The organism is Ruegeria sp. CL7, from assembly GCF_056536445.1.
The window spans coordinates 1-23482 of sequence record NZ_JBQFPQ010000007.1 but is presented as its reverse complement, the minus strand read 5'-3'; the positions used below and the strand labels follow the sequence as shown (position 1 = coordinate 23482).

Below are 23482 nucleotides of genomic sequence, written 5' to 3'. Positions count from 1 at the left end.
GCCCTATGGTTCGGGCCCTGGCCTTGTCGGCTGCCCTGATCGCTGCCGCCCCGGTATTTGCCGAGGACGGGAAAGAAGCGGTCACCACATTCACATTGGACAACGGCATGGATGTCGTCGTGGTCGAAGACCACCGTGCCCCGGTCGTGCAGCATATGGTCTGGTACCGGGCCGGATCCGCTGATGAGCCGATCGGATCATCCGGCGTGGCGCATTTCCTGGAACACCTGCTGTTCAAAGGCACCGACACGCTGGCCCCGGGAGAGTTCTCTGCCACCGTTGCTGCCAATGGCGGCAATGACAACGCCTTCACGTCGTATGACTACACCGCCTATTTTCAGCGTGTCGCCGCCGACAGGCTTGAGCTGATGATGCGGATGGAATCCGACCGGATGCGGAACCTCCGGCTGAGCGAAGAGGACATTCTGACCGAACGCGACGTGATTCTCGAGGAACGCAACCAGCGCACCGAAAACAACCCGCGCGCCCTGTTCGGCGAACAGATGAGCGCGGCCCAGTATCTGAACCACCGCTACGGCGTGCCGATCATCGGCTGGATGCACGAGATGGAGGATCTGGACATGGAGGACGCGCTGTCGTTCTACCAGACCCATTATGCGCCCAACAACGCCATTCTGGTGGTCACGGGCGATGTCGATCCCGCTGAAGTCCGCTCGCTTGCCGATCAGTATTACGGTGTGATTCCCGCCAACCCGGACCTGCCCGAGCGGGTTCGGTCCCAAGAGCCGCCGCAAACGGCCGAGCGTCGCCTGACCTTCAAAGACCCGCGCGTGGCCCAGCCTTACGTTCAGCGCAGCTATCTGGCCCCGGAACGCGATCCGGGCGAACAGGAAAAAGCGGCGGCTCTGTTTCTGCTGGCCGAGTTGCTGGGCGGCAGCACGACGTCTTACCTGAACGAAAAGTTGCAGTTTGATCAGCAAAAGGCCGTCTATGCCGGAGCGTTCTATCGCGGTGTTTCGCTGGATGACACGACCTTTGATCTGATCGTCGTTCCGGCCGAGGGTGTTTCCCTGCAAGAGGCTGAAGACGCCATGGACCAGGCCGTGGCCGACTTCATCGCCGAAGGTGTGAACGAAGACGATCTTGAGCGCATCAAGATGCAGCTGCGCGCCGCCCAGACCTATGCGCGCGACAACGTGGACGGCATCGGCAACCGCTATGGCCGGGCCCTGACCAGCGGCCTGACGGTCGAAGATGTTCAGGCCTGGCCCGAAATTCTTCAGGCCGTGACCGGGGATGAGATCATCGCCGCGGCCCGCGAAGTTCTGCAACCCGAGGCATCGGTCACAGGTTGGCTGATGCGCGATGACGAGGTGACGCAATGAAACGGTTTGTTGCAACGCTGATTGCCTGCCTGGTCGCCCTGCCGGCTTTGGCCGAGATCGAGATCGAAGAAGTGACCTCGCCCGGTGGTATCAAAGCCTGGCTGGTCGAGGATCATTCCATCCCATTCACCGCGCTGGAGTTGCGGTTCCGTGGTGGCACGTCGCTGGACGACCCTGACAAACGCGGCGCGGTCAACCTGATGAGCGGGCTGATCGAAGAAGGCGCGGGCGACATGGATGCGCGGACCTATGCCCGCGAGCTGGAGGCTCTGGCGGCTTCGTTCCGATACAATGCCGGCGACGATTCAGTTTCGATTTCCGCGCGTTTTCTGTCCGAAAACCGGGATGAAGTGGTCGATTTGCTGCGCACGACGATCCACGAACCGCGTTTTGATCAGGATGCGGTTGACCGCGTGCGCGCGCAGGTTCTGTCGGGCCTGCGCTCGGACCAGACTGACCCGAACGAACTCGCAGGCCTCACCTTTGCGCAGATGGCCTACGGCGATCACCCCTACGGATCCGAGGGGAAAGGCACCATCGAAAGCGTCTCGGCCCTGACCCGCGATGACGTGGTCGCGGCTTACGAAGGCGTGTTCGCCAAGGATCGTCTGTACGTGGGGGCCGTCGGCGATATCACGGCTGAGGAACTGGGTACCCTGCTTGATACCCTGCTTGGCGACTTGCCGGACATCGGCAAGCCCATCCCGGGCAAGGCCGAGGTGAACATTCCCGGCGGCGTCAGTGTTGTCGAATTCGACACGCCTCAGTCCGTGGCATTGTTCGGTCAGGCCGGGATTGATCGGGATGACCCGGATTTCTTTGCGGCCTTCGTTCTGAACCACATTCTTGGCGGGGGCGGGTTTGAAAGCCGGCTGATGCAGGAGGTGCGCGAAAAGCGCGGCCTGACCTATGGGGTCGGGACCTATCTGGTGCCCAAGGATCTGGCTTCGGTCTATCTCGGGTCCGTGTCCTCGGCCAATGACCGTATCGCCGAAGCCGTCGACGTAATTCGCGATGAATGGGCGCGCGCGGCCACTGAGGGTGTGACGCAAGAGGAACTTGACGACGCCAAGACCTATCTGACCGGCGCCTATCCGCTGCGGTTCGATGGCAATGGTCAGATTGCCTCGATCATGGTCGGAATGCAGATGGAAGGCCTGCCGATCGACTATATCGCCACCCGCAATGACAAGGTGAACGCGGTGACATTGGAAGATGTCAACCGCGTTGCTGCCGAACTGCTTGACCCGGACGGTCTGCACTTTGTCGTCGTTGGCAAGCCGGTGGGCCTGGAAACAACGAACTGAACCTTTCGGGGGTAAGCTGCGGCTTACCCCTTTTTCATGCTGCGCAGCATGTCTCCCATCATCTGGCCGAACTGGCCCGAGCCGCGCTGATACAACGCCCCGTCCACCGCCAGAACCGTACCGCTGATATAGCTGGCCATGTCCGAGGCCAGAAACAGGCAGGCATTGGCTACGTCCTGCGGGGTGCCCCAGCGGCCCAGCGGCACGTCCCGGCGCAGCTGCTCGCCCGCGTCTGGGGTGGGGGCCAGCCGTTTCGCGCCTTCGGTGCCCTCGATGAAGCCCGGCACCACCGAGTTCACCCGGATGCCTTCCACACCCCATTCCATCGACAGGGTGCGGGTGATCTGATCGACGCCCGCCTTGGCGGCACAGACATGGGCCTGGCCCTCGTAGGGCAGGTAGGATTGCGGCGCCGAGATGTTGATGATGTTGCCGCCGGGCCGTTTCAGATAGGGATAGGCGCCTTTCAGCACATGCACGGTGCCCATCAGGTCGATTTCGACCACGGTGCGGAAGGCGTTGGCCGACATTTCCGCCATCAGCGCCGGGAAGTTGCCCGCCGCCCCCGAAACCAGCACGTCGAAATCGCCGAGCGCCGCGTGGAACTGTTTCAGCCCCTCCGCGACCGCCTCGGCATCACGCACGTCAAAGGCCGCGCCGATCGCCTCGGCCGCGCCTGCCGCCTTCAGCGCAGCGACGGTGTCATCCACCTTGTCCTGCGAGCGGCTGGCCACGGCCAGTTTCGCGCCCGAGGCCGCGAAGGCCTCGGCGATGCCCCGGTTGATGCCACTGGTGCCACCGATGACGATGACGGTTTTTCCCGAAAAATCCATGTAGGCCTCCCTTGGCGGGAGCCCTACTCGCCGTAGGGCACCCAGATGTTCTTCACTTCGGTCGAAGCCTGAAGGAAGCGGCGGGAATGGTCCATGCCCCAATCGAATGCCGTCGCGTTATTCACCCAGGTCCGTTTCAGGTTCCCGGCCGAGACGACCTCGATCTGCGCCGACAGGTCCGTCGATGAGAACGACCACACCGCGTCCACGTTCAGGTGCGAGGCCAGCGGTTTGGCCAGTTCCGCGTGGCTGCCCGTCAGGATGTTGACCACGCCTGCGGGCACGTCCGAGGTGTCCAGCACCTGATAGAAATCGGTCGCCGCCAGCGGGTAGGGCTCGGACGCCACCAGAACCACCCGGTTGCCCATCGCGATCGCCGGGGCCATGGCCGAGACCAGACCCAGCAGCGGCGCCTCGTCGGCGCAAAGCGCGCCGATCACGCCCACCGGTTCCTTCATCGCAATCGCCACGCCGCGGATTGGAACGCCATGTACCTGACCATCATACTTGTCGGCCCAGGCGGCGGCGGTGAACAGGCGCTGGATCGAGGCTTCGACCTCTTTCGCACCGTCCTTGCGACCGGTCATGGCGTCGATACGCGCGGCGAACTCGTCAGCACGGGCCGAGAGGTTCTCGCCGATATAGTACAGGATCTGCGCGCGCAGATGGCCGGTGGTCTTGGACCAGCCTTTTGCACCCGCCGCCGCCTCAACCGCGTTGCGCACGTCCTTACGGTTGGCCAGTCCCACATGGCCCAGCAACCCCGCCTTGCCCCAGACCGGTTTCGAATATCCACCATCGGGTCGCGCCTGCTTGCCGCCGACATACATCTTGGCGGTGCGATCAATCGGGTCGATCGGTGCCCCTTCGCCCATGGCTGCCTCGACCTTTGTCAGCGGCTTGGCCTTTCCCTTAGGTCTGGTATACGCGGCCAGCCCTTCCCAGCCGCCTTCGCGGCCAAAGCCGCTTTCGCGCACGCCGCCAAAGCCCGCGGCCGCGTCGAACAGGTTGGTGGCATTGACCCAGACCACGCCCGCGACCAGCTTGGGTGCGATGTCCAGCGCAAGGTTGACGTTTTCGGTCCAGACCGTGGCCGCCAATCCATAACGGGTGTTGTTGGCCAGCTCGACCGCCTCGGCCGGGGTGCGGAAGGTCGACGAGACCAGAACCGGGCCGAATATCTCCTCCTGCATCAACGGGTCCGAGGTTTCGAGCCCGGTGATCAGCGTTGGCGGGTAGTAGCAGCCATTTGCGGGCAATTCGCAGGCAGCCTGATGCACATGGCCCACCGTATTGCTGTCGACCATGGAGGTGATCGTCTGCAACTGAACCGGATCCACCACGGCACCCACGTCGATGCATTTGTCCAGCGGGTTGCCGATGCGCAGCGTGTCCATGCGGGCGCGCAGCTTGGCATAGAAGCGCTCGGCAATGCCCTCTTGCACCAACAGGCGCGAGCCCGCGCAGCAGACCTGGCCCTGATTGAACCAGATCGCATCGACCAGACCTTCGATGGCCGAATCGATGTCGGCGTCGTCAAAGACGATATAGGGCGACTTGCCGCCCAGCTCGAGCGTGAGGGACTTGCCCGACCCGGCGGTGGCCTCGCGGATGCGGCGACCCACTACGGTCGAGCCGGTAAAGGCGATCTTGTCCACGTCTGCGGCCACGATCATCTCGCCCACCGCGCCGTCGCCGGTGACGATGTTGACCACGCCCTTGGGCAGGCCAGCCTGCATGCAGATATCGGCAAACAGCAGCGCTGTCAGCGAGGTGTATTCGGCCGGTTTCAGAACCACCGTGTTGCCCATGGCCAACGCTGGGGCCACTTTCCACGCCAGCATCAGCAGCGGGAAGTTCCACGGGATGATCTGGCCGCAGACCCCCAGCGCCTGTGCGTCGGGCAGCTCGGTTTCCATCAGCTGGGCCATTCCCGCGTGATAGTAGAAATGCCGCTGCACCAGCGGAATGTCGATGTCGCGCGATTCCCGGATCGGCTTGCCGTTGTCCAGCGCTTCCAGCACTGCGAACAGGCGGGCATGCTTCTGTATCAGCCGCGCGATGGCATAGAGGTATCGGGCGCGGGCGGGGCCGCCCAGCTTTTCCCATTTGGGCTGGGCCTTGCGGGCGGCGGCAACGGCGGCGTCCACATCGGCCTGTGTGGCCTGGGTCAGCTTGGCCAGAACCTCGCCCGTGGCCGGGTTGCGGCTTTCAAGCCCTTTGCCCGGTTTGGTGAAGGTGCCGTCGATGAAATGGCCGAACGTGTCGCCCTGATCGACCAGCCATGCCAGGGCCTCGGCGGCGCTTTCCGGGGCGGGTCCGTATTCCATGGTCTCGAAAATCTCTTTGACTGTCATTTTTCCTGTCCTCAGCCCATCGGGTGCCGGTAGCCGGCCGAGTATGCCCCGGTGACGAAATGTTCCAACTGCCGCTCGATATCGCCCAGCAGGGACGACGCGCCGAACCGGAACAGGTCGGGTTGCAGCCAGCGGTCGCCCAGCTCGTCCTTGATCAGCGACAGGTAGACCAGCGCATCCTTGGCCTTGGAAATCCCGCCCGCGGGCTTGTAGCCCACGCGATAGCCGGTGCGGTCATAATAGTCACGGATCGCGCGGATCATCACCAGCGACACGGGCAGGGTGGCGTTGACGCTTTCCTTGCCGGTCGAGGTCTTGATGAAATCGGCCCCCGCCATCATGCAGACCAGCGAGGCACGCGCCACGTTACGCAGGCTGCCCAGCTCGCCCGTGGCCAGGATGGCCTTTACATGCGCCTCGCCGCAGGCGTCGCGGAATGCCTTCATCTCGTCATAGAGCGCCTGCCAGTCGCCTTTCAGGACATGGCGGCGCGAGATCACGATGTCGATCTCTTCGGCCCCGGCCTTCACGCTTTCGTCGATCTCGGCCACGCGCAGGTGAAAGGGCGACAGGCCCGCCGGAAAGCCGGTGGAGACGGCCGCGACCGGAATGCCGGTGCCTGTCAGCGCATCCACCGCCGTTTCGATCATGTCATGATAGACGCAGACCGCGCCGGTGGTGATCGGCGGCATGTCCAGCGCCTTCAGCAGGGCGGGCGACACCGGCTGGCGGGCCTTGGAGCACAGGCGGCGCACGCGGCCCTCGGTGTCATCGCCTGACAGGGTGGTCAGGTCGATCATGGTGATTGCCTTCAGCAGCCACGCGGCCTGATGTTCCTTTTTCACCGACCGGCGCCCGGGCAGGGTCGCGGCCCGGCGTTCAATGGCCGAGGTGTTGGCCTGCACGGCGCGCACCCAGTCCAGGTCCAGATCCATGCCGGGATTCCGGGCTTCGGTCACTTGCGGCAGATGCGCGGTGCGCACGGGGCTTTCTGAGCTCTGCGTATCCATTGTCACGTCCTTTGGGAGGTTTGCGACAAAATCGCACGGGAGACCGGGGAATGGAAGATGCAGGCGGGCAATGTTTGGATAATTTTTGACCAAATGGACAAAATGTAACCGCTTTCTTGCGAATAATTCGCATTAGCGTTGACTTACTTGCGAATGGTTCTCATATTCAGTTCGAACGAGAAGCAAAAACTGAGGTAGAAGATGATTCGCCGGAATTTTCTTGCGGTATTGGCGCTGGCCTTTTCCCTGCCGGTCACGGCCTGGGCCGATGCACCCCTCAAGGTTGTGGCCACGACGGGCATGATTGCTGACGCGGCACGTCAGGTCGGTGGTGATCAGGTAGACGTCAAGGGGCTGATGGGGCCGGGCGTCGACCCGCATGCCTATCGTCAGACCCGCAGCGATATCGTGGCGATGACGCGTGCGGATCTGATCCTGTGGCATGGTTTGTACCTCGAGGCGCAGATGGAAGATTTCTTCCATGACCTTGAACGCAAGCGAACCGTAGTTGCAGTTGCCGAAGGTATCGACACGTCGAAGCTGCGCGCCCATGACGATTACGCCGACAAATATGATCCGCATGTTTGGATGACGCCCGAGTTGTGGCGGGACGTGGTACTTGAAGTGCAGGCAGCCCTCACCGAGGTGCGTCCTGAAGCGGCCGAGGTTTTTGCAGCGAATGCGCAGGCACATCTGGCAGATATCGATCGTCTGACAGCCTATGCAGATCAAGTTCTGGCGTCCGTTCCCGACAACAACAAGGTTCTTGTAACCGCCCATGATGCCTTTGGTTACTTTGGTGAAAGTTTCGGGTTCGAGGTTCTGGGAATTCAGGGCATCTCGACCCAGTCCGAGGCAGGACTGAACCGGATAGGCGAATTGGTCGATCTGCTGGTTGACCGCAAGATCACGGCTGTTTTCGTCGAAAGCTCGGTCTCGGATCGTTCGATCCGCGCGCTGATCGAGGGCGCGGCCGCCAAGGGTCATGAAGTGCACGTGGGGGGCGAGTTGTTCTCGGACGCCATGGGTGAAGAAGGAACCTATGAAGGTACCTATCTTGGTATGCTGGACCATAACATCACGGTCATTGCCAGTGCTTTGGGTGGCGATGTGCCAGATCGTGGCATGGACGGAAAACTGTCGGCGGGGTTTTGATCGATGCTGGGCCTGATCAGCAATGAAGGCGTGACCGTGGGTGACAAGGGGTTGGCCGACAGCCCCCTTGCCCTGCGCGGCCTGACGGTTTCATACGGGCAGAAACCTGCGGTGTTTTCAGTCGACATGACCGTACAGCCCGGGGCGATGACGGCGATCATCGGGCCGAACGGGGCCGGGAAATCCACATTGCTCAAGGCGGCGCTTGGCATCGTTTCCCCTTTGTCAGGTCAAGTGACCGCGTTTGGCCAGCCATTGGACACGCAGCGCGCGCGCATTGCCTATGTTCCTCAGCGTGCCAGCGTGGATTGGGATTTTCCAACGCGTGTCATCGACGTGGTTCTGATGGGCCTGTCGCGCGAACTTGGCTTGCTGGGCCGCGTGCGTGCCCGCCACAAGGCGTGCGCGATGGATTGTTTGCACCGTGTGGGAATGCGGGATTTCGCGGATCGCCAGATCGGGCAGCTATCCGGCGGGCAGCAACAACGTGTCTTTCTGGCGCGCGCGCTGGCGCAGGGCGCGGATCTGTATCTTCTGGACGAACCTTTTGCAGGTGTCGATGCCGCCACCGAGAAAGCCATCATCTCGGTGCTGAAATCCCTGAAAGAGGCGGGCAAGACGGTTGTCGTGGTGCATCACGACCTTGCGACCGTGACCGATTATTTCGACCATGTCTTCCTGATCAACACCCGCAAGGTGGCCGAGGGACCAGTGGCCGAGGCCTTCACGGCGGAAACCTTGCAATCAGCATATGGGGGTCGACTGGCAACCGCGCAGATCGATCAGATATCGCGCGCGCTGGGGTAACGCATGCTTTGGGATGCTCTGACCCTGCAACTTGGCTACAACGCCACGCTGGTCGCCATCGGTGCAACCTTGCTGGGTGTTTCAGCCGGTGTGACGGGGACGTTTCTGTTTCTGCGCAAGCGCGCCTTGGTCAGTGACGCAATCAGCCACGCAACCCTGCCGGGCGTCTGTCTGGCTTTCATGGTATTGGTCGCACTGGGAGGAGACGGGCGCAACCTGCTGGGCCTGTTGGCAGGATCGGCCATCTCGGCCTGGATCGGCCTTCTCTGCATGAACTGGCTGACGCGTCACACGCGTTTGGCCGAAGATGCCGCCATCGGAGCGGTCCTGTCGGTCTTCTTCGGCTTTGGCATCGTGTTGCTGACGGTCATACAGACGATGGGCGTAGGCCGTCAGGCCGGGCTGGAAGGCTTCCTTTTGGGATCCACTGCCGGGATGCTCTGGGCTGATGCGATGATCATTGCGGTCGGCGGCGCTGCGACGCTGCTGCTGGTCATGATCATTCGTCGCCCGATGATTCTTGTGGCCTTCGATCCTGAATATGCCGCAGCACGCGGGTTGCCGGTGCACAGGATCGATCTGGCCATGATGGGTTTGGTCATGGCCGTGACCGTGGTCGGCCTGAAAATCGTAGGTCTGATTCTGATCGTGGCTTTGCTGATCATTCCCGCCGTGACCGCGCGGTTCTGGTCCGAACGCTCGGACCATGTGGTTCTGCTTGCGGGATTGGCCGGCGGGTTGGCGGGGTACATTGGCGCGGCCATTTCGGCCTCGGCGCCAAACCTTCCGACGGGGCCGATTATCGTTCTGGTCAGCTTTGCCTTTTTTGTCGTGTCTTTGTTTCTGGCACCGATACGTGGCGTTCTGGCGGCGGTGCTGCGCCATTTACGCTTTCAGCGCCGGGTGCATATTCGTCAGGGTCTTTTGGCCTTGGCGCAGGGGCAAAAGATCTACGAGCCCCTGACCCTGCGCTTGCTGCGCCGCGCTGGGCTGGTGCGCGCGGACGGCGTTGCGACCGATATCGGCAAAGCCCGCGCGGCCAAGGCGTTGCGGGACGAAAAGCGCTGGGAAATCGTGCGCGCAGATCAGGCGCATGAGGCAACAGCCGCGCTTTATGACGGGTTACGGGACATCGAAACCGTCCTGACCCGCGACCAGATCGCCGAGATAGACCGCCGCATCGGCGGGCCAATGGGGGTGCCGGTATGAGTGGTGAAGAATTTGTCCCTCTGTCTCTGACACCGTTGCTGATCGGTACGTTTGCGGCCATTGCCTGCGCGTTGCCCGGCAATTTTCTGGTGTTGCGCAAACAGGCATTGATCGGAGACGCTATCAGCCATGTGGTGCTGCCGGGGATCGTCGTGGCGTTTCTGATCACAGGGGCGATATCGACCTGGCCGATGATGCTGGGCGCGGCGGGCGCTGCCGTTGTGGCCGTGGTGCTGATCGAAGCCATTCGCCGATTGGGTCAGATCGAACCGGGGGCCGCCATGGGCGTGGTCTTTACCACCATGTTCGCCGCGGGCGTCCTGCTGCTTGAGCAGACGGATACGTCGACGGTGCATCTGGATGTGGAACATGCGCTTTACGGCAATCTCGAAAGCCTGATCTGGCTGGACGCCACCGGATGGTCGTCCTTGCTGGACACAGAGGCGCTGTCCGGGCTGCCCCCGGAATTACCCCGCATAGCGCTGACACTGCTCGGTGTGTCTTTGTTCACCTGGCTGTTCTGGCGGCCGCTGAAGATCTCTACCTTCGACGAAGGCTTTGCCCGGACCATTGGCATTCGCACCGGCGTTCTGGGCATGGCATTGGTCATCACCGCGGCCATCGCGGCGGTGGCGGCCTTTGACGCGGTGGGCTCGATCATCGTGATCGCCATGTTCATCTGCCCGCCTGCCGCGGCGCGGATGTTGACCAACCGGCTGGAAGCGCAGATCGCCTGGAGCGTTGTGTTCGCCATTGCCTCGGCGGTGTCGGGCTATGTGCTGGCAGGTTATGGCCCGCTGTGGCTGGGCGGCGCGGATGCCGTCAGCGCGGCGGGTATGATCGCCACGATGTCAGGCCTGATTCTTGCGGCGGCAGCGATGTTCGGACCCTGCCGGGGCAGGATCGGTGCGCGCATATCTGCCTGATCAGGCATCTTCCCGCCACACAGGCCCACACGTCATCGGCCAATCTCTGCCAAGAAACTGAGCCCGAGAATCTTAAGCAGATTTTCCGACAGGTGCGTGATACATGCGGTCTCATAAATTAGCTGAAACACACCACTCACTTGGCACGTCCGGGTGATCCGGAATGAGTTCTCGTTCGCGGATACCCGGGCGCCCCCTCTCTTTTAGAATCTGCGGTTCAAACCGGTGGCAGAATCGTGCGCGACTATGCTAGGTGTAGGGGTATGGCGCAGGCAAACCCCAATATCGGCGAAAAACGCCCCGTAATTAGGCAGCTCGACGATGCCGCAATCAACCGCATCGCGGCTGGTGAGGTGGTGGAACGACCGGCCTCGGCGGTCAAGGAACTGGTCGAGAATGCAATCGATGCCGGGGCCACGCGGATCGCCATCGATATCGCGGATGGCGGCAAGACCCTGATCCGGGTCACGGATGATGGCTGCGGTATCGCGGCGGAAGATCTGCCGCTGGCCTTGTCCCGCCATGCCACGTCAAAGATTGACGGTTCGGACCTGCTGAACATCCACACTTTCGGCTTTCGGGGCGAGGCGCTGCCATCCTTGGGTGCTGTTGGGCGTCTGACCATCACCAGCCGTGTTCCCGGCGCGGATGCGGCGCAGGTGCACGTCGCGGGTGGCAAGATGGATGCGGTCAAACCCGCCGCCCTGCGCGCGGGGACTGTGGTCGAGCTGCGCGATCTGTTCTACGCCACACCGGCCCGCCTGAAATTTATGCGCACGGACCGGGCCGAGGGGCAGGCGATCACCGATATTGTGAAACGGCTGGCCATGGCCGAACCTTCCGTGACATTCGCTCTGCGGGATGTATCCGGCGGCGGAGAGGGTCGCGTGACCTTCCGCGCGGATCGCGAGAACGGAGATCTGTTTGATGCGCTCCACGCCCGACTGGCCCGCGTGATCGGGCGCGAATTCGCAGAAAACGCTTTGCAGATTGATGCCTCGCGTGATGGCATCCGGCTGTACGGCTATGCCGCCCTGCCGACCTACTCGCGTGGGGCTGCCGTAACACAGTATCTTTTCGTCAATGGACGCCCCGTGCGCGACAAGATGCTGACCGGCGCGCTGCGGGCGGCCTATTTCGATTTCCTGAGCCGCGACCGCCACCCGGCTGCGGCGTTGTTCATCGACTGCGACCCCACGCTGGTTGACGTGAACGTCCACCCCGCGAAATCCGAGGTTCGGTTCCGGGATCCCGGCGTCGCGCGGGGGCTGATCGTGTCCAGTCTGCGTCATGCTTTGGCGGAAGCCGGGCACAGGGCATCCTCGACCGTGGCGAATGCGACGCTGGGCGCGATGCGGCCAGAACCTGCACAGCCTGCTCCGGCGCGGGTTTACCAGATGGATCGTCCGTCGCCTGCCGCGCGCACGGCGGCGTATCGTGCGCAGGCTCCGGGTTTTGCCGAGCTGGCCAATGACTATAGCGGCAGCATTGTCGAGCCGACCCCGGTTGCGCAGGTCGCCGAGATGCAGGAGCAGCCTCAGGCGCAGGATCTGCCGCTTGGTGCTGCCCGCGGGCAGGTGCACGAGAATTACATCATAGCCCAGACCGCCGATGGCATGGTGATCGTAGATCAGCATGCTGCACATGAACGGCTGGTTTATGAAAAGCTGAAAACGCAGATGGCCGAGAATGGCGTCGCGGCGCAGGCCCTGCTGATTCCGGAAATCGTGGAATTGTCGGAAGGGGATTGCGCCCGCCTGATGGCCGTCGCAGATGACTTGACGCGCCTTGGCCTGACCATCGAGCCCTTCGGCGGAAGCGCCATTGCCGTACGCGAAACCCCCGCCATTCTGGGCGAAGTCGATGCGCGCGCCATGATCCTCGACATCCTGGATGAACTCGCCGATCAGGGTGAAAGCCAGATGGTGCAGGCAAGGATCGAGGCGATCCTCAGCCGGGTGGCCTGCCATGGGTCGATCCGATCCGGCCGTCGAATGCGGGCCGAGGAAATGAATGCCCTGCTGCGCGAGATGGAGGCGACGCCGCATTCCGGCCAGTGCAACCATGGGCGACCAACCTATGTGGAACTTAAACTCAGCGATATCGAACGCCTGTTCGGACGCAGTTGATCTGGTTTCAAACACGGTTTAACAAGATAGAAACAAAACGAGAACAAACTGACCCCCATGATCCAGATTGCAGGCACTGAGATGGCGTTGAATGATCCCGTGATACTGACCGTGGGTGGCGTGGTGGCGTTGATTCTGCTGCTGCTGTTCCTTTCGTTGCGGGCGGCCAACCGCTCGGCCCGGATGGCGGAACCTCTGGCGCGGCAGATGGCGCATCTGGGTCAGCATGTTCAGCAACTGGGCCAGGGGCAAGAACAGTTGCGCGGCGGGCTTCAGCATGTCTCAGACACTCAGGCCAACGCGCAGATGCAGGTGATTCAGACGGTCGAGGCGCGTTTGGCTTCGGTCCAGCAACAGATGAATGACCGGTTGGCGGATAATGCGATGAAATCGGCGCGTGCGCTGGCCGAGATGCAGGAACGGATGAAAGAAACGTTGCATGGCTCGTCGAAACAGACGGCGACCTCGCTGACCCAATTGCAGGAACGTCTGGCCGCCATCGACAAGGCACAGGACAATATCACCAAACTGTCAGGCGATGTGCTGTCTTTGCAGGATATCCTGTCAAACAAGCAGAGGCGCGGGATGTTCGGGGAAATCCAGCTGAACGATATCGTGTCCAAGGCGCTGCCCGCTGACAGTTATTCGTTGCAAGCCACTTTGTCGAACGGCAGGCGGGCGGATTGCCTGATTCACTTGCCGAACCCGCCGGGACCGATCGTGATCGACGCAAAGTTCCCGTTGGAGGATTTCGAGGCGTTGGCCGCTGCGCAGACGAAGGCGGATGTCGAGAGATGCCTGCGGGCCTTCGGCGCTGCGGTGAAAGTGCATATCAAGGCGATTTCCGAAAAATACATCCTGGACGGGGAAACCGCGGACGGCGCCTTGATGTTCGTACCTTCCGAGGCGATTTACGCCGAACTGCACGCGCGTCTGCCTGATGTCGTGCGTGAAGGGTTCGCCGCGCGGGTCTGGATCGTGTCCCCGACGACGTGCATGGCCACGCTGAATACCATGCGGGCGATCCTGAAAGACGCGCGTATGCGCGAACAGGCCGGCGCGATCCGCAAAGAGCTGGGGTTGCTGCATAAGGATGTGGACCGCCTGGGTGATCGCGTCTCGAACCTGGATCGTCATTTCGGGCAGGCGGCCAAGGATATCTCGGAAATCAAGATCAGCGCCGAAAAGGCTGGCCGCCGCGCGCAGCGTTTGGACAATTTCGACTTTGAAGAAATCGAGACCAAGGCCGAAAACGGCGTTGTGCCCCTTGCTCGTCACGAAGGTTGAAATCTACTGGATGGACAGGTCCAGATTGTACCCCACGGTTTTTCCGGTATCCCTGTCATTGCCCATCAGATAGACGCGGATCGTATAGTCTCCATCGTCGGGCAGGGTGATCCGAGCCGTATTGCCGTCAATCGACCCGTTATAAATCGCCACACCGTCACTGCCCGGCGGCAGGATGTTGAAATAGATCACGCCGTTACCATTGGTGTCGCTGACCTGAAGATCGGCAAACATCTCCTGCCCGGCTTTGGCGCCCAGCGAATAGTCGAAGTACTCATCTCCTGAGATGGTTCCGCTGACCATGGTGCCAAAATTGCCGGGCTGAAACTGAACCTCGGCCGACATTTGGGCCGATACGACGGGCGCGACAGCAACGAGAAGGGCGCACACAGCAAGTCTTGCGAACATGATCATTCCTTTCAAACACGCCGCTCGCGGCCCTCGCGGGCAATTTCAGATGCGCAGGAAGGGTTGGAACAGGCGCGGCATCAGCTTGGTGAATTTCAACGGTGCATCCGTAACCGCCAGACAAATGCAATCTTCCGAAATGTCCGCCACAGGCGTGTGTTCCAAATCCTCGTCCGCGATCTCGACATCGCCACGGGCGAAGCGATCCACTTCGTCCGAGAATGCGCCCTGAAGCACCATCGTCAATTCTATACCGTTGTGGCTATGATCTGGTACAGCCGTTCCGGCTGGAATGAACAGCAACCGGGCCGAGGCCTCGCTTGTGGTTGGAAGAATGGCCTGTTTCACACCCATGCCGATCGGTTTCCATCGGATATCCGAAACCGTACCGCCGACATAATCCTGCAACGGGGCCGGCAATACCGGACAGTTCGGACGCGCCGGTTTGGCCGCTGGCGCACCTTTGGAGATCAACGCCATAGTCGCGGCCAGAGATGTATCACTCATGGCGATGGATACAGTCTGTTCCTCCAGAACATGCCCACCTACGGCATCGTAACTTTCCGCCCGCGCACGGCAATGGTCGCAGAGCGACAGATGCGTCGCGACCATCAGGTCGAATGCCTCGGGCAGACTGCCTGCTGCGTATGCCATCAGCAGGTCATCTGTCAGGTGATGTTTGATCGACTTACTCATCATACTCATCTCAGTTCATTGCATGGCGCAAGCGGTCCAGCGCCAGCCTGATTCGTGATTTGATCGTTCCCAGGGGCAACCCGGTCTGAGACGCAATTTCGCGGTGACTCAGATCACCGAAATACGCCTTTTCGATCAGCTCTCTCTGCGCGTCTGGCAACGCTGTCAAAGCGGTGCGAAGCTGCGCGGTTTCCTGTTGCAGCGCGATGACATCGTCCTGCTCAGGCTCGGCCTCGGGACCCCACCACAATTCTTCGGGTTCGGGGCGGCGTTGCTTTCGCAGAACGTCAATGCGCTTGTTCCGAGCAATCGTGAATACCCAAGTAGCCACAGTTGCCCGCGCCGGGTCGAACAGATGGGCTTTGTGCCACAAGGTCGCCATCACCTCCTGCGCACACTCCTCGGCCATCGTGGCGTCTGATCCTGACTTCATCAGGAACGCCTTGATCCGTGGCGCGAAGTGCTGGAACAGTTCGGCAAATGCCGCCTGGTCCTGCGCGTCGCGGATGCGCCTGACGTGATCCACCCATTCGGTTCTGGTCTCGCGCCCGCCGTTATTTCCGTTCACCCGTCTACCCTTGATGCGTTTCTTTTCGCGCCGAGGCTGAAGGGCGGCCGGTTCAGCCGCAGGTTCGTCCAAGGTCACGGTATCGATCTCGGTAAACATAACCTCATTACGGCGCGTTCCCCAAGCCGGATCACTTTATCGGGACATTATGATCCAAATTGTGCAAGTTGCCGTATCAGAATTGCCAGCATCTGAGGGAAATCAGTGCAGTTCAAGGCGTTTACGGGAAGGCCAGAAAGCAGCGGATGACGCAGGAAATAGACCATATCGCGGGTCATACCTATCACGGGCGCAAGGGTGCGATTGAAAACGCATTCCGATACTCGGTCGATTACATCCTGTTGGACCCCGAAGCAGAGCTGGACACCCCTTTGCTGTTTTCGGTTGATCGCGCGAATGTCACGAACTGGCGCACCACCGACCATGGGGGAGAGCCGGGTCACGGGGAAGGGGCCCAGTGGCTCCGCGCGCGATTTGATGAAATGTCGGTGCAACAACCGGCGCGTTTCAAGTTGCTGACGCAACCGCGCGTTTTGGGGCACGTTTTTAATCCCGTCAGTTTTTGGTTCTGTTTTGACGACAGCGATCACCTTTATGCGGTGGTGGCCGAGGTCACCAATACCTATGGCACCCGTCACAGTTACCTGTGTCACAAACCCGATTTCTCGGTCATCGAACCGACTGACAGGGTGGTGGCGGACAAGCTGATGCATGTTTCACCGTTTCAGAAAATCGAAGGCAGCTACACGTTCCGCTTCGACTATCGCGCGGATCGCGTCGGTGTCTGGATTGATTACGGGCGCGCTGATGGTGGGCTGATCGCGACGCTGACCGGCCCGCGGCAACCCCTGACGAACCGCGTGATTCTGTGGTCCTTGCTGCGGCGGCCATTCGGCGCCCGGAGAACCTTTGCACTGATCGTCTGGCAGGCTTTCAGGCTGTGGTTGAAAAAAGCCACCTTTCGCCCGTTTCGTAGGCAACCGGTACCGGACCGGCCGATTTCGCGTGCGCGGAACGAGGGCCGTTGTTTGCGTAAGATCAAAGACTCGCCCCCCGTTCGGTGATTGTGATGGCACAACAACCGCGAACACGAGGAGCTGATGCATGTTGGAAATATCGGCAAGAAAGGTCGCTCAGATTGCCATGATGGGGCGCGAGCTGAACCGGGCAGAAGGTGAAATGCGCGCCTTCATCGAACGTATGAGCGAAGACGAGCAAGCCGAACTGGTTGCCATCATGTGGATCGGCCGCGAAAGCTTTTTCGCCGAGGATCTGGCTGAAGCGATTGCCACTGCCAAGGCCGAGGCCTCGACCCCCTGTGCCGACTACCTGATCGGCACTCCGCACATGTCAGACCACCTTGAGAACGGTCTGGACGCGCTGGGGATATCAGCCGAGGACGTTGAAAACGATCTGATGTGACCTGCCTGCAAAGGGGCGGTTTCTGCGACGGATCGACATTCGCGTTATCTTGATCCGCCACTGAAAAGACATGTCGCGGGCCTGGATCGAAGACTGTAATCAACGCGCCGGTCCAGCCCGAACTTTCCCTCCAATACAGTCTTAACAAACCTTAATGAACCGGTTTGGCAACGTTAAGGCAGCCTTCCCAAATCTGATGTCAGGAAGACAAAGACATTGAGTTCAGGAGGAGAAAGACATGGCACATACACAAACATTCGAAGGCCGGGGTGGCCTGCTTGACGGTCTGTTTTCAAACTATGCGGAAGCAAAGGTCGAGCATTTCCGCCGCCGGATTTTTTCGAAAACCGTGCGGGATCTGGAAAAGCTTGATGACGTACAACTGGCCGACATCGGCATCCAGCGGGATCAGATCAAAAGACGCGCATATGAAAGTGTGTATCACAACAAGCCATACCGGCAGTGATCAAGCATTCAGCGTGAACTGAGACAATACCCAAAAGCATGTTAGCGAGGTTACCAGAATGTTCGACGTCGTACCGCCCACCAATCAACCGGCTCCGGCCGCCACTGCGCTTTTGCTGTTCGATCGTGCCATGCGAATCCGTTCGATCAGCCCTGATATTGTCCGCGCAGCCCAGCATCTGAATGCTTTGACCGATCATCAGTTGTCCGAGCTGGGCATCAACCGCAGTGATATCGAAGATACCATCCAGCGGTATATCTGAAGTCCGGGTGAGGGAAACCCGAACGAGGACAACATGCGTAAAGTGGAACAATGAAAGCCATTCCAGGCAGTCTGGAATGGCTTTTTTGCATTCAGGCCGTGTGATCGACGATTTGCAGATGTTGGGCCAGCTTTTCGATTTCACCCATCCATCCCTGCACCAGCTTTGGATCGCTGGGGGCCGCGTGAACACCGGCCGGGATGGCGCGGTTCAATACGGCCTCGACCGCAAGTGAGACCGGAATCGACACCAGACGCGCCATCGCCGTGCCACGCTCGTCGCCCCAGGCATCCATGACATAGGTCTTGTGCCAGACTTCGACGCCGTCTTTCTCGGCCTTCAATCCCACGCACAACACAACACGATCAGGCTCGCCTTCGTCATAGGCGTTTTCCTCCCAGAACTGGTCCGACATCTCTTTCAGACGCGCATCCCCTTCCGGGCCGGACAGGGTTTCGATCTCGGTGAACACATCCGACCACGCGTCGGCCCAGCCGTTCAGACGCAGCGTGCCGCGGACGAATTCCTTGACCGGCCAGTGATCCTCGAAATGGTATTGCGCCATGAAGGGTATCGAATCGCGGTTCGGGTAGACCTCGAAGCTCTCCGGTGTGGGCAGCGGCGCGATATAGCTGCTGATCGCATCCCAGGGGCGGGCAACGTCCAGCGGCGCGTAATCGCGGATCGATTTCGACGGCGACCGCAGCGCTTTCAACACGCCCAGCGGCGACCAGCTGAATTTATAGCGGAACGGGTTGGGGTTCTTGGGAATGCCGCCGCAATAGGAAATGAAGCTCAGGTGGTTTTTCGGGTCGAAGGCGTCGGAGGCGCGGTAGTCGTCCACCAGCGCATGCGCCATCAGGTGATCGATGCCCGGGTCCAGCCCGACCTCGTTGACCAGTGCGACGCCGGCGTCGCGCGCCTTGTCGTCCAGCGCGCGCATCTCGGGCGCGATATACGAGGACGAGACGAAATTGGCCTGTTTCGAAATTGCCAGGTCCGCAAGCGGTACATGCCAGTCGCCCGGCAGCATCGAGACGATCACATCGCCCTTCTCCAGTACGGCGCCAAGCGCGTCGATGTCGAAGGCGCGGATGTCGTCGGTCAGGTCTCCGACCTCGGCCCTGGCCTTGTCGACGGTCCGGTTCCACACGGTGACCTTGTGGCCGCCTTCGATCAGGCGACGCAGGCCGGGAATGGCCGAGAGGCCGGTGCCACACCAATGAATGGTCATCGTTCAGAGTCCTTCAATATGCGTTTTGTAAGTTGCTTCTGCCCGACCCCAGACACTACTGTCCAGATCGGTCAGAGTCAGCAAGGACGGCAGCAGTTGCGCGGCATAGTCTTCCGAGCTTTCGACCGGCAGCATCGACGGCAGGTTGTCGATCGCCATCACGTCCATCACCGGGTCGGTGGCCACGCGCAGGGCGGGTTCTTGCCACGTGGTGGCGCGGTCATAGACGGGCACCGGGTTGTAATCGCTGTCCGGGTCGCAGGCCACGTCACCGATGGCGGTCAGCTTGCGCGGGGCGGTCAATGCCTCGCGCGGGACGAAGACAGGCGTTCCGGGGCGCGCGAAGATGCAGTTCAGGAACAGATCAAGGTCGAGGATTTCCGGGAAAGGCCCACCGCGCGCGGTTTCGGCCATGTCCCACTTGGTGACCGCGACGCCCATCGCCTCACACAGGTCTGCGGCGCCGGTGCCTACACGGCCCAAAGCTCCGATGACGATGGCGCGGGGCCGGGGCGCGCCTGTGGCGTCCAATTCTGCCAGAAGTTCGGCGTTCAGCGCGTCCTTGCCGGGATAGACGCCGACAGGGCCGCAGATCTCGCCCCGTTGCTGCGCCGCCCAGGTCTTGAGCGTCACCGCCGCGCCCGCGTAGCCTGCCCAATAGCCGAATGCGGCGACCCGGCGACCATCTTCATCCACAAGGTATTCCAGATCATATAGCGTGCCGCCGCCCGCCTTGAACCGTTCCAGCAGAGCCCGGCCCGAATGCTGGCCCTTGAAGGCATGGCCGAACATGATGTGGCGGTGGGGCAGGGGTGTACCGTCTTCGGGCAGTTCCTTGAGGCCGAAGATGATCGCGTCCAGCGGGGCCTCGGGCCAGGAATTCTCGGGCGCGATCTCGCAGCCTGCTTCCTTGTAGCCGTCCAGTGGAATGGCGCGGGCATGGCTTTCCTCGACCGTCACGCGGATGCCGGCCGCGATCAGCGCGGCGGCACCTTCCGGCGTCAGCCCAACCCGTTCTTCGTTCGGGCGCTGTTCTGCCCGGACCCAGAGATGTGTCATCTTATTTCCTTTTGTCAGAGCATTCCGGCAGCACGCACTGCCTGAACCGAAGGGCGTGCCTCCATCGCCTCACGGAAGGCGACGATTTTGGGAAAGGCCGAAACGTCCACACCATCGCCTTCCAGCCAGCTGCACACCACATACAGATAGGCATCGGCCAGCGAGAACGCCTCGCCCAGCACAAATGGACCACGCAGGCCGTTCGACGAGATATAATCGCAGGACGCGGTCATCGTCTGCGCGACCTTGTCTTTCATGTCTTTCCAGCTGGATTTCTTGTCGGCCCAGCGGTGCCCGCGCAGCTTGTGCGCGTGGTTCACATGCATGGTCGAGGCAAGGTAGAACATCACTTCGCGCATCCGGGCAGCCATCACCGGATCAGCCAGCACCAGCCCGGCCTCGGGGGCCTTGGCCGCAACGAATTCCAGCAGGGCTCCGGTTTCAGTCAGGATGCCGCCATCCACCACCAGCGCCGGAACGCGGCCTTTGGGGTTTATTTGCTTGTAAGCTGGTTTCGTCTGTTCGCCCCCGGCGAAGTCGAGTTTGATCGCTTCGTATTCCAGCCCGGCCTCTTCCAGTGCGATCGCGACAGCGACCGAGATGGTTCGGGGTGCATAGTAGAGCTGCATCAGGCGTCTCCGATCTGGTTACAGGTGGGTCTGCGCGAACTGCCGATCAGGGGCTTCCAGATGCGGAACGGCATTGAAAAGAACCGGGCTCAGCTGAGCGCCAATCGGATGCAGACGATGCATCGACGTGTTCATGATGGCAAGGGCCACCCGTGCCATTGACGGGATATCCAACCCCATCGCCTGCCGCACCACCATCGAAATCAACCCGCCCGAGGTCACGACGATGGCCGGTCCGCCCTCGGTCCCGATCTCGTGCAGCGCGTCGCGCACGCGCGTCTCGAATTCTTCGAAGGTTTCCGGCGGGTTCGTGATTTCGCCATTGGCCCAGGCCGCAAATGTTCTGGGCAGGTGTTCGACGAAACCTTCGCGGTCGGTGGGGATCGCGACGCCGTGTTGGTCCTCGAACAGTTGCGCCAGCGTGAAATACTCGATCTCGTTCAGTCGCGCGTCACGGATTGGATCGTGCAATCCCATGCTGTCCGCTGTCTCGGCGTGACGGGTCAGGGTGCCGCAATAGACCCGGGCATAGTGGCTGCGGGTGTCGCGCAGATGCGCCCCCAGCCAACGCGCCTGCTGATGCCCCAAGTCGCTGAGCCTGTCATAACTTGCCTCGTCCCGCGCCGTTGTGTTTGCCTGCCCGTGACGCACCAATGTGATATGTGACATGTCGGTCCCTCTTGCGCCGAAGTCTTAGGGCAGGTTCCCCTCTGGTGCCAGAGGGGTTTCACGCCTGTCGAAAAAAACCTCGCTCCTTTTCTGTTTCTGGCTATGGTTCGCCCCGAACAAACCTTCGGAGGGGTATATGACCGTCGATCACACGCGTTTTCTGACCGACCTGCATAAGTTGCGTACATTCGGTGCCGCGGGAGTGGGCAAGGGGGTTGTCCGCCCTGCCTATTCCGACGCGGATATCGCTGCGCGCCAGTGGCTTGCCGGACGTATGCGTGAAGCGGGCCTGACTCCGCAGTTTGACCCGGTGGGAAACCTGTTCGGATTGGCGTCCGGCCCTTCGCTGTTGATGGGATCACATTCCGACAGTCAGCCCGAAGGCGGCTGGCTGGACGGCGCCCTTGGCGTCATCGCCGCACTGGAAGTTGCACGTTCCGTCGACCGTCCCATTTCAGTTGTCAGCTTTCAGGACGAAGAGGGGCGGTTTGGCGTGACCACAGGTTCTGCTGTCTGGTCGGGCGGGTTGTCTCTGGAAAAAGCCGATGTGTTGACCGATGGGGCGGGCGTCAGCTTTGGCCAGGCCCGATCGTCTATGGCAGATCTGTCCCAGGGATTCGTGGACCCGTCCCGTTTCAATGGCTTCATAGAGATGCATATCGAACAGGGCCCCTCACTGGACGCGTCCGGAGACCAAATCGGAGTCGTCACCGATATCGTTGGCATCCGCGATATGTCGATCACATTCGAAGGTCAGCAGAACCACGCCGGCACCACCCCCATGCACCTGCGCCGCGACGCCTTTCAGGCCCTGTCCCTGTTCAACACCCGGCTCAATGAGAGGTTTCGCAATGTCGTCACGCCGCAGACGGTCTGGACCATCGGGCGGGTCAACCTGCATCCAAACGCTTCGTCCATCGTGCCGGGACGGGTTCGGTTCTCGATGCAATGGCGCGATGCTGATGCAGACCGTTTGGCCCGGATGGAGGAGATCATTCGGGCGACAGCACAAGAAACCGCTGAGCAAATGGGGATGAGCTTGGATTACGGCCCCATGCTGGGGCTGGATCCCGTTGCCATGGATCCGACCTTGCGCTGCGCTCTTGAACGCGGTGCAGAACAGGTCGCACCGGGTCGGTGGCGCAGGATGCCCTCGGGGGCCTTGCACGATGCCACCAATGTGTCTCGCCTGATGCCGGTCGCGATGCTGTTCACGCCCTCGATCGACGGTATCAGCCATGATTTTGCAGAAGATACGGCAGAGGTCGATTTGATTGCCGGGCTCGAAGGTCTGGTGCGTGCGGTGCGGTCCCTCTCTGTCTGAACGTCACTTTGCGCCGAGAAATCCCGAAGAAGGTATGTATCGACGGTGAAATCCTTCCCTCTGGTATCCGGTCGGACGCCAGGGAATTCACGCGATGGAAACAAGGATTGTTGCCTAACGGAAAAAAGTTTCCTATAGGAACATTCATGGTGCATGCGTCTGTATACCGCCTCTTCTACGGATCGGTGTTTCACTAAAAACCGGGTGGAATCATTGCATTCTATGCGGCTTGGGGCAGACTGACGGTTATGCATTTTGACCTTTGGATAATCGGAAGTTGACCGGATCATGACCACACCGAAGCGCACGCCCTTGTATGACCTTCACGTCGAGCTTGGCGGCAAGATGGTTGATTTTGCGGGTTGGGAGATGCCTGTTC

General features: G+C 61.0%; 23 protein-coding genes. 13 read left to right on the top strand and 10 right to left on the bottom strand.

The genetic code is table 11. The features are described 5' to 3' along the window. Positions 1–5 precede the first annotated feature (5 nt). Both ACR0LI_RS15820 and ACR0LI_RS15815 read left to right on the top strand, forming a co-directional pair. The gene (locus ACR0LI_RS15820; RefSeq protein WP_480491963.1) at positions 6–1346 is read left to right on the top strand and encodes a M16 family metallopeptidase; all 1341 of its coding nucleotides are present in this window, start codon (positions 6–8) and stop codon (positions 1344–1346) included. After that, entirely contained in the window at positions 1343–2653 is a 1311-nt protein-coding gene (locus ACR0LI_RS15815) for a M16 family metallopeptidase (RefSeq protein ID WP_480718826.1), read from the top strand. The genes ACR0LI_RS15820 and ACR0LI_RS15815 overlap by 4 nt, the downstream gene beginning before the upstream one ends. Before the next feature lie 23 nt (positions 2654–2676). Here ACR0LI_RS15815 and ACR0LI_RS15810 read toward each other — a convergent pair whose 3' ends face one another. From ACR0LI_RS15810 to deoC, 3 genes are read right to left on the bottom strand one after another with little or no spacing between them, the layout of a single operon-like run. Next, positions 2677–3486 (bottom strand): SDR family oxidoreductase, encoded by an 810-nt coding sequence (locus ACR0LI_RS15810; RefSeq protein WP_171637275.1) that lies wholly within the window; start codon positions 3484–3486, stop codon positions 2677–2679. Between the two features lie 23 nt (positions 3487–3509). Continuing rightward, positions 3510–5843 carry an aldehyde dehydrogenase family protein gene (locus ACR0LI_RS15805; RefSeq protein WP_480718825.1) on the bottom strand — a complete coding sequence of 778 codons (2334 nt, stop codon included), beginning with the start codon at positions 5841–5843 and terminating at the stop codon, positions 3510–3512. 11 nt (positions 5844–5854) lie between these two features. Beyond that, on the bottom strand, positions 5855–6853 hold the full coding sequence (deoC, locus tag ACR0LI_RS15800) for a deoxyribose-phosphate aldolase (protein WP_480621499.1): 999 nt from the start codon (positions 6851–6853) through the stop codon (positions 5855–5857). A gap of 201 nt (positions 6854–7054) precedes the next feature. On the opposite strand from deoC, the gene ACR0LI_RS15795 reads away from it, so the two are divergent. From ACR0LI_RS15795 to ACR0LI_RS15770, 6 genes are all read left to right on the top strand, one after another. Continuing rightward, complete coding sequence (locus ACR0LI_RS15795) at positions 7055–8008, top strand: metal ABC transporter solute-binding protein, Zn/Mn family (protein WP_171171957.1); 954 nt, start codon at positions 7055–7057, stop codon at positions 8006–8008. Between the two features lie 3 nt (positions 8009–8011). Further along, a complete protein-coding gene (locus tag ACR0LI_RS15790) occupies positions 8012–8815 on the top strand; it encodes a metal ABC transporter ATP-binding protein (protein ID WP_480718824.1) in 804 nt (267 codons plus the stop codon). A 3-nt stretch (positions 8816–8818) separates the two neighbouring features. Continuing rightward, complete coding sequence (locus ACR0LI_RS15785) at positions 8819–10024, top strand: metal ABC transporter permease (RefSeq protein WP_170346667.1); 1206 nt, start codon at positions 8819–8821, stop codon at positions 10022–10024. After that, a complete protein-coding gene (locus tag ACR0LI_RS15780; protein ID WP_171724665.1) occupies positions 10021–10950 on the top strand; it encodes a metal ABC transporter permease in 930 nt (309 codons plus the stop codon). Before ACR0LI_RS15785 ends, ACR0LI_RS15780 begins: the two co-directional genes overlap by 4 nt. A 263-nt stretch (positions 10951–11213) precedes the next feature. Next, positions 11214–13079, top strand: coding sequence for a DNA mismatch repair endonuclease MutL (mutL, locus tag ACR0LI_RS15775; protein WP_480718823.1), 1866 nt, complete (start codon positions 11214–11216; stop codon positions 13077–13079). A gap of 57 nt (positions 13080–13136) precedes the next feature. Beyond that, on the top strand, positions 13137–14366 hold the full coding sequence (locus ACR0LI_RS15770) for a DNA recombination protein RmuC (protein ID WP_171637263.1): 1230 nt from the start codon (positions 13137–13139) through the stop codon (positions 14364–14366). A 3-nt stretch (positions 14367–14369) separates the two neighbouring features. Here the strand turns inward: ACR0LI_RS15770 and ACR0LI_RS15765 are convergent, their stop codons facing one another. From ACR0LI_RS15765 to ACR0LI_RS15755, 3 genes are read right to left on the bottom strand one after another with little or no spacing between them, the layout of a single operon-like run. Next, the gene (locus tag ACR0LI_RS15765) at positions 14370–14774 is read right to left on the bottom strand and encodes a hypothetical protein (RefSeq protein WP_171637262.1); all 405 of its coding nucleotides are present in this window, start codon (positions 14772–14774) and stop codon (positions 14370–14372) included. Positions 14775–14819: 45 nt separating this feature from the next. After that, entirely contained in the window at positions 14820–15470 is a 651-nt protein-coding gene (locus ACR0LI_RS15760) for a ChrR family anti-sigma-E factor (protein WP_480718887.1), read from the bottom strand. A gap of 10 nt (positions 15471–15480) precedes the next feature. Next, positions 15481–16137: a sigma-70 family RNA polymerase sigma factor gene (locus ACR0LI_RS15755; protein ID WP_480718822.1), complete on the bottom strand. Its 657-nt coding sequence runs from the start codon at positions 16135–16137 to the stop codon at positions 15481–15483. A gap of 146 nt (positions 16138–16283) precedes the next feature. On the opposite strand from ACR0LI_RS15755, the gene ACR0LI_RS15750 reads away from it, so the two are divergent. The 4 genes from ACR0LI_RS15750 to ACR0LI_RS15735 all read left to right on the top strand — a co-directional run bounded on the left by ACR0LI_RS15750 (position 16284) and on the right by ACR0LI_RS15735 (position 18188). Beyond that, on the top strand, positions 16284–17102 hold the full coding sequence (locus tag ACR0LI_RS15750; RefSeq protein WP_171637258.1) for a DUF1365 domain-containing protein: 819 nt from the start codon (positions 16284–16286) through the stop codon (positions 17100–17102). Positions 17103–17142: 40 nt separating this feature from the next. Beyond that, a complete protein-coding gene (locus ACR0LI_RS15745; RefSeq protein WP_117871872.1) occupies positions 17143–17460 on the top strand; it encodes a DUF3775 domain-containing protein in 318 nt (105 codons plus the stop codon). Positions 17461–17698: 238 nt separating this feature from the next. Further along, complete coding sequence (locus ACR0LI_RS15740; protein WP_171637256.1) at positions 17699–17926, top strand: YjiS-like domain-containing protein; 228 nt, start codon at positions 17699–17701, stop codon at positions 17924–17926. Between the two features lie 58 nt (positions 17927–17984). Next, positions 17985–18188, top strand: a complete 204-nt coding sequence (locus ACR0LI_RS15735; protein ID WP_171724662.1) for a DUF1127 domain-containing protein — start codon at positions 17985–17987, stop codon at positions 18186–18188. Positions 18189–18279: 91 nt separating this feature from the next. Here the strand turns inward: ACR0LI_RS15735 and ACR0LI_RS15730 are convergent, their stop codons facing one another. From ACR0LI_RS15730 to ACR0LI_RS15715, 4 genes are read right to left on the bottom strand one after another with little or no spacing between them, the layout of a single operon-like run. Next, positions 18280–19422 (bottom strand): saccharopine dehydrogenase family protein, encoded by a 1143-nt coding sequence (locus ACR0LI_RS15730; protein WP_480491953.1) that lies wholly within the window; start codon positions 19420–19422, stop codon positions 18280–18282. Positions 19423–19425: 3 nt separating this feature from the next. Then, on the bottom strand, positions 19426–20481 hold the full coding sequence (locus ACR0LI_RS15725) for a saccharopine dehydrogenase (protein WP_480718821.1): 1056 nt from the start codon (positions 20479–20481) through the stop codon (positions 19426–19428). Between the two features lie 14 nt (positions 20482–20495). Beyond that, positions 20496–21110 carry a glutathione S-transferase family protein gene (locus ACR0LI_RS15720; RefSeq protein WP_480486423.1) on the bottom strand — a complete coding sequence of 205 codons (615 nt, stop codon included), beginning with the start codon at positions 21108–21110 and terminating at the stop codon, positions 20496–20498. An 18-nt stretch (positions 21111–21128) separates the two neighbouring features. Further along, positions 21129–21779, bottom strand: coding sequence for a histidine phosphatase family protein (locus tag ACR0LI_RS15715; protein WP_480718820.1), 651 nt, complete (start codon positions 21777–21779; stop codon positions 21129–21131). A 136-nt stretch (positions 21780–21915) separates the two neighbouring features. Here ACR0LI_RS15715 and ACR0LI_RS15710 point away from each other — a divergent pair, with 136 nt between their 5' ends. After that, a complete protein-coding gene (locus tag ACR0LI_RS15710) occupies positions 21916–23103 on the top strand; it encodes a Zn-dependent hydrolase (RefSeq protein WP_480718819.1) in 1188 nt (395 codons plus the stop codon). Positions 23104–23482 lie beyond the last annotated feature (379 nt).

What these genes read in the sequence shown, in the direction of transcription:
- ACR0LI_RS15820 (WP_480491963.1), top strand. Translation starts at nt 6, where the DNA reads ATGGTTCGGGCCCTGGCCTTGTCGGCTGCCCTGATCGCTGCCGCCCCG.
- ACR0LI_RS15815 (WP_480718826.1), top strand. Translation starts at nt 1,343, where the DNA reads ATGAAACGGTTTGTTGCAACGCTGATTGCCTGCCTGGTCGCCCTGCCG.
- ACR0LI_RS15810 (WP_171637275.1), bottom strand. Translation starts at nt 3,486, where the DNA reads ATGGATTTTTCGGGAAAAACCGTCATCGTCATCGGTGGCACCAGTGGC.
- ACR0LI_RS15805 (WP_480718825.1), bottom strand. Translation starts at nt 5,843, where the DNA reads ATGACAGTCAAAGAGATTTTCGAGACCATGGAATACGGACCCGCCCCG.
- deoC (WP_480621499.1), bottom strand. Translation starts at nt 6,853, where the DNA reads ATGGATACGCAGAGCTCAGAAAGCCCCGTGCGCACCGCGCATCTGCCG.
- ACR0LI_RS15795 (WP_171171957.1), top strand. Translation starts at nt 7,055, where the DNA reads ATGATTCGCCGGAATTTTCTTGCGGTATTGGCGCTGGCCTTTTCCCTG.
- ACR0LI_RS15790 (WP_480718824.1), top strand. Translation starts at nt 8,012, where the DNA reads ATGCTGGGCCTGATCAGCAATGAAGGCGTGACCGTGGGTGACAAGGGG.
- ACR0LI_RS15785 (WP_170346667.1), top strand. Translation starts at nt 8,819, where the DNA reads ATGCTTTGGGATGCTCTGACCCTGCAACTTGGCTACAACGCCACGCTG.
- ACR0LI_RS15780 (WP_171724665.1), top strand. Translation starts at nt 10,021, where the DNA reads ATGAGTGGTGAAGAATTTGTCCCTCTGTCTCTGACACCGTTGCTGATC.
- mutL (WP_480718823.1), top strand. Translation starts at nt 11,214, where the DNA reads ATGGCGCAGGCAAACCCCAATATCGGCGAAAAACGCCCCGTAATTAGG.
- ACR0LI_RS15770 (WP_171637263.1), top strand. Translation starts at nt 13,137, where the DNA reads ATGATCCAGATTGCAGGCACTGAGATGGCGTTGAATGATCCCGTGATA.
- ACR0LI_RS15765 (WP_171637262.1), bottom strand. Translation starts at nt 14,774, where the DNA reads ATGTTCGCAAGACTTGCTGTGTGCGCCCTTCTCGTTGCTGTCGCGCCC.
- ACR0LI_RS15760 (WP_480718887.1), bottom strand. Translation starts at nt 15,470, where the DNA reads ATGAGTAAGTCGATCAAACATCACCTGACAGATGACCTGCTGATGGCA.
- ACR0LI_RS15755 (WP_480718822.1), bottom strand. Translation starts at nt 16,137, where the DNA reads ATGTTTACCGAGATCGATACCGTGACCTTGGACGAACCTGCGGCTGAA.
- ACR0LI_RS15750 (WP_171637258.1), top strand. Translation starts at nt 16,284, where the DNA reads ATGACGCAGGAAATAGACCATATCGCGGGTCATACCTATCACGGGCGC.
- ACR0LI_RS15745 (WP_117871872.1), top strand. Translation starts at nt 17,143, where the DNA reads ATGTTGGAAATATCGGCAAGAAAGGTCGCTCAGATTGCCATGATGGGG.
- ACR0LI_RS15740 (WP_171637256.1), top strand. Translation starts at nt 17,699, where the DNA reads ATGGCACATACACAAACATTCGAAGGCCGGGGTGGCCTGCTTGACGGT.
- ACR0LI_RS15735 (WP_171724662.1), top strand. Translation starts at nt 17,985, where the DNA reads ATGTTCGACGTCGTACCGCCCACCAATCAACCGGCTCCGGCCGCCACT.
- ACR0LI_RS15730 (WP_480491953.1), bottom strand. Translation starts at nt 19,422, where the DNA reads ATGACCATTCATTGGTGTGGCACCGGCCTCTCGGCCATTCCCGGCCTG.
- ACR0LI_RS15725 (WP_480718821.1), bottom strand. Translation starts at nt 20,481, where the DNA reads ATGACACATCTCTGGGTCCGGGCAGAACAGCGCCCGAACGAAGAACGG.
- ACR0LI_RS15720 (WP_480486423.1), bottom strand. Translation starts at nt 21,110, where the DNA reads ATGCAGCTCTACTATGCACCCCGAACCATCTCGGTCGCTGTCGCGATC.
- ACR0LI_RS15715 (WP_480718820.1), bottom strand. Translation starts at nt 21,779, where the DNA reads ATGTCACATATCACATTGGTGCGTCACGGGCAGGCAAACACAACGGCG.
- ACR0LI_RS15710 (WP_480718819.1), top strand. Translation starts at nt 21,916, where the DNA reads ATGACCGTCGATCACACGCGTTTTCTGACCGACCTGCATAAGTTGCGT.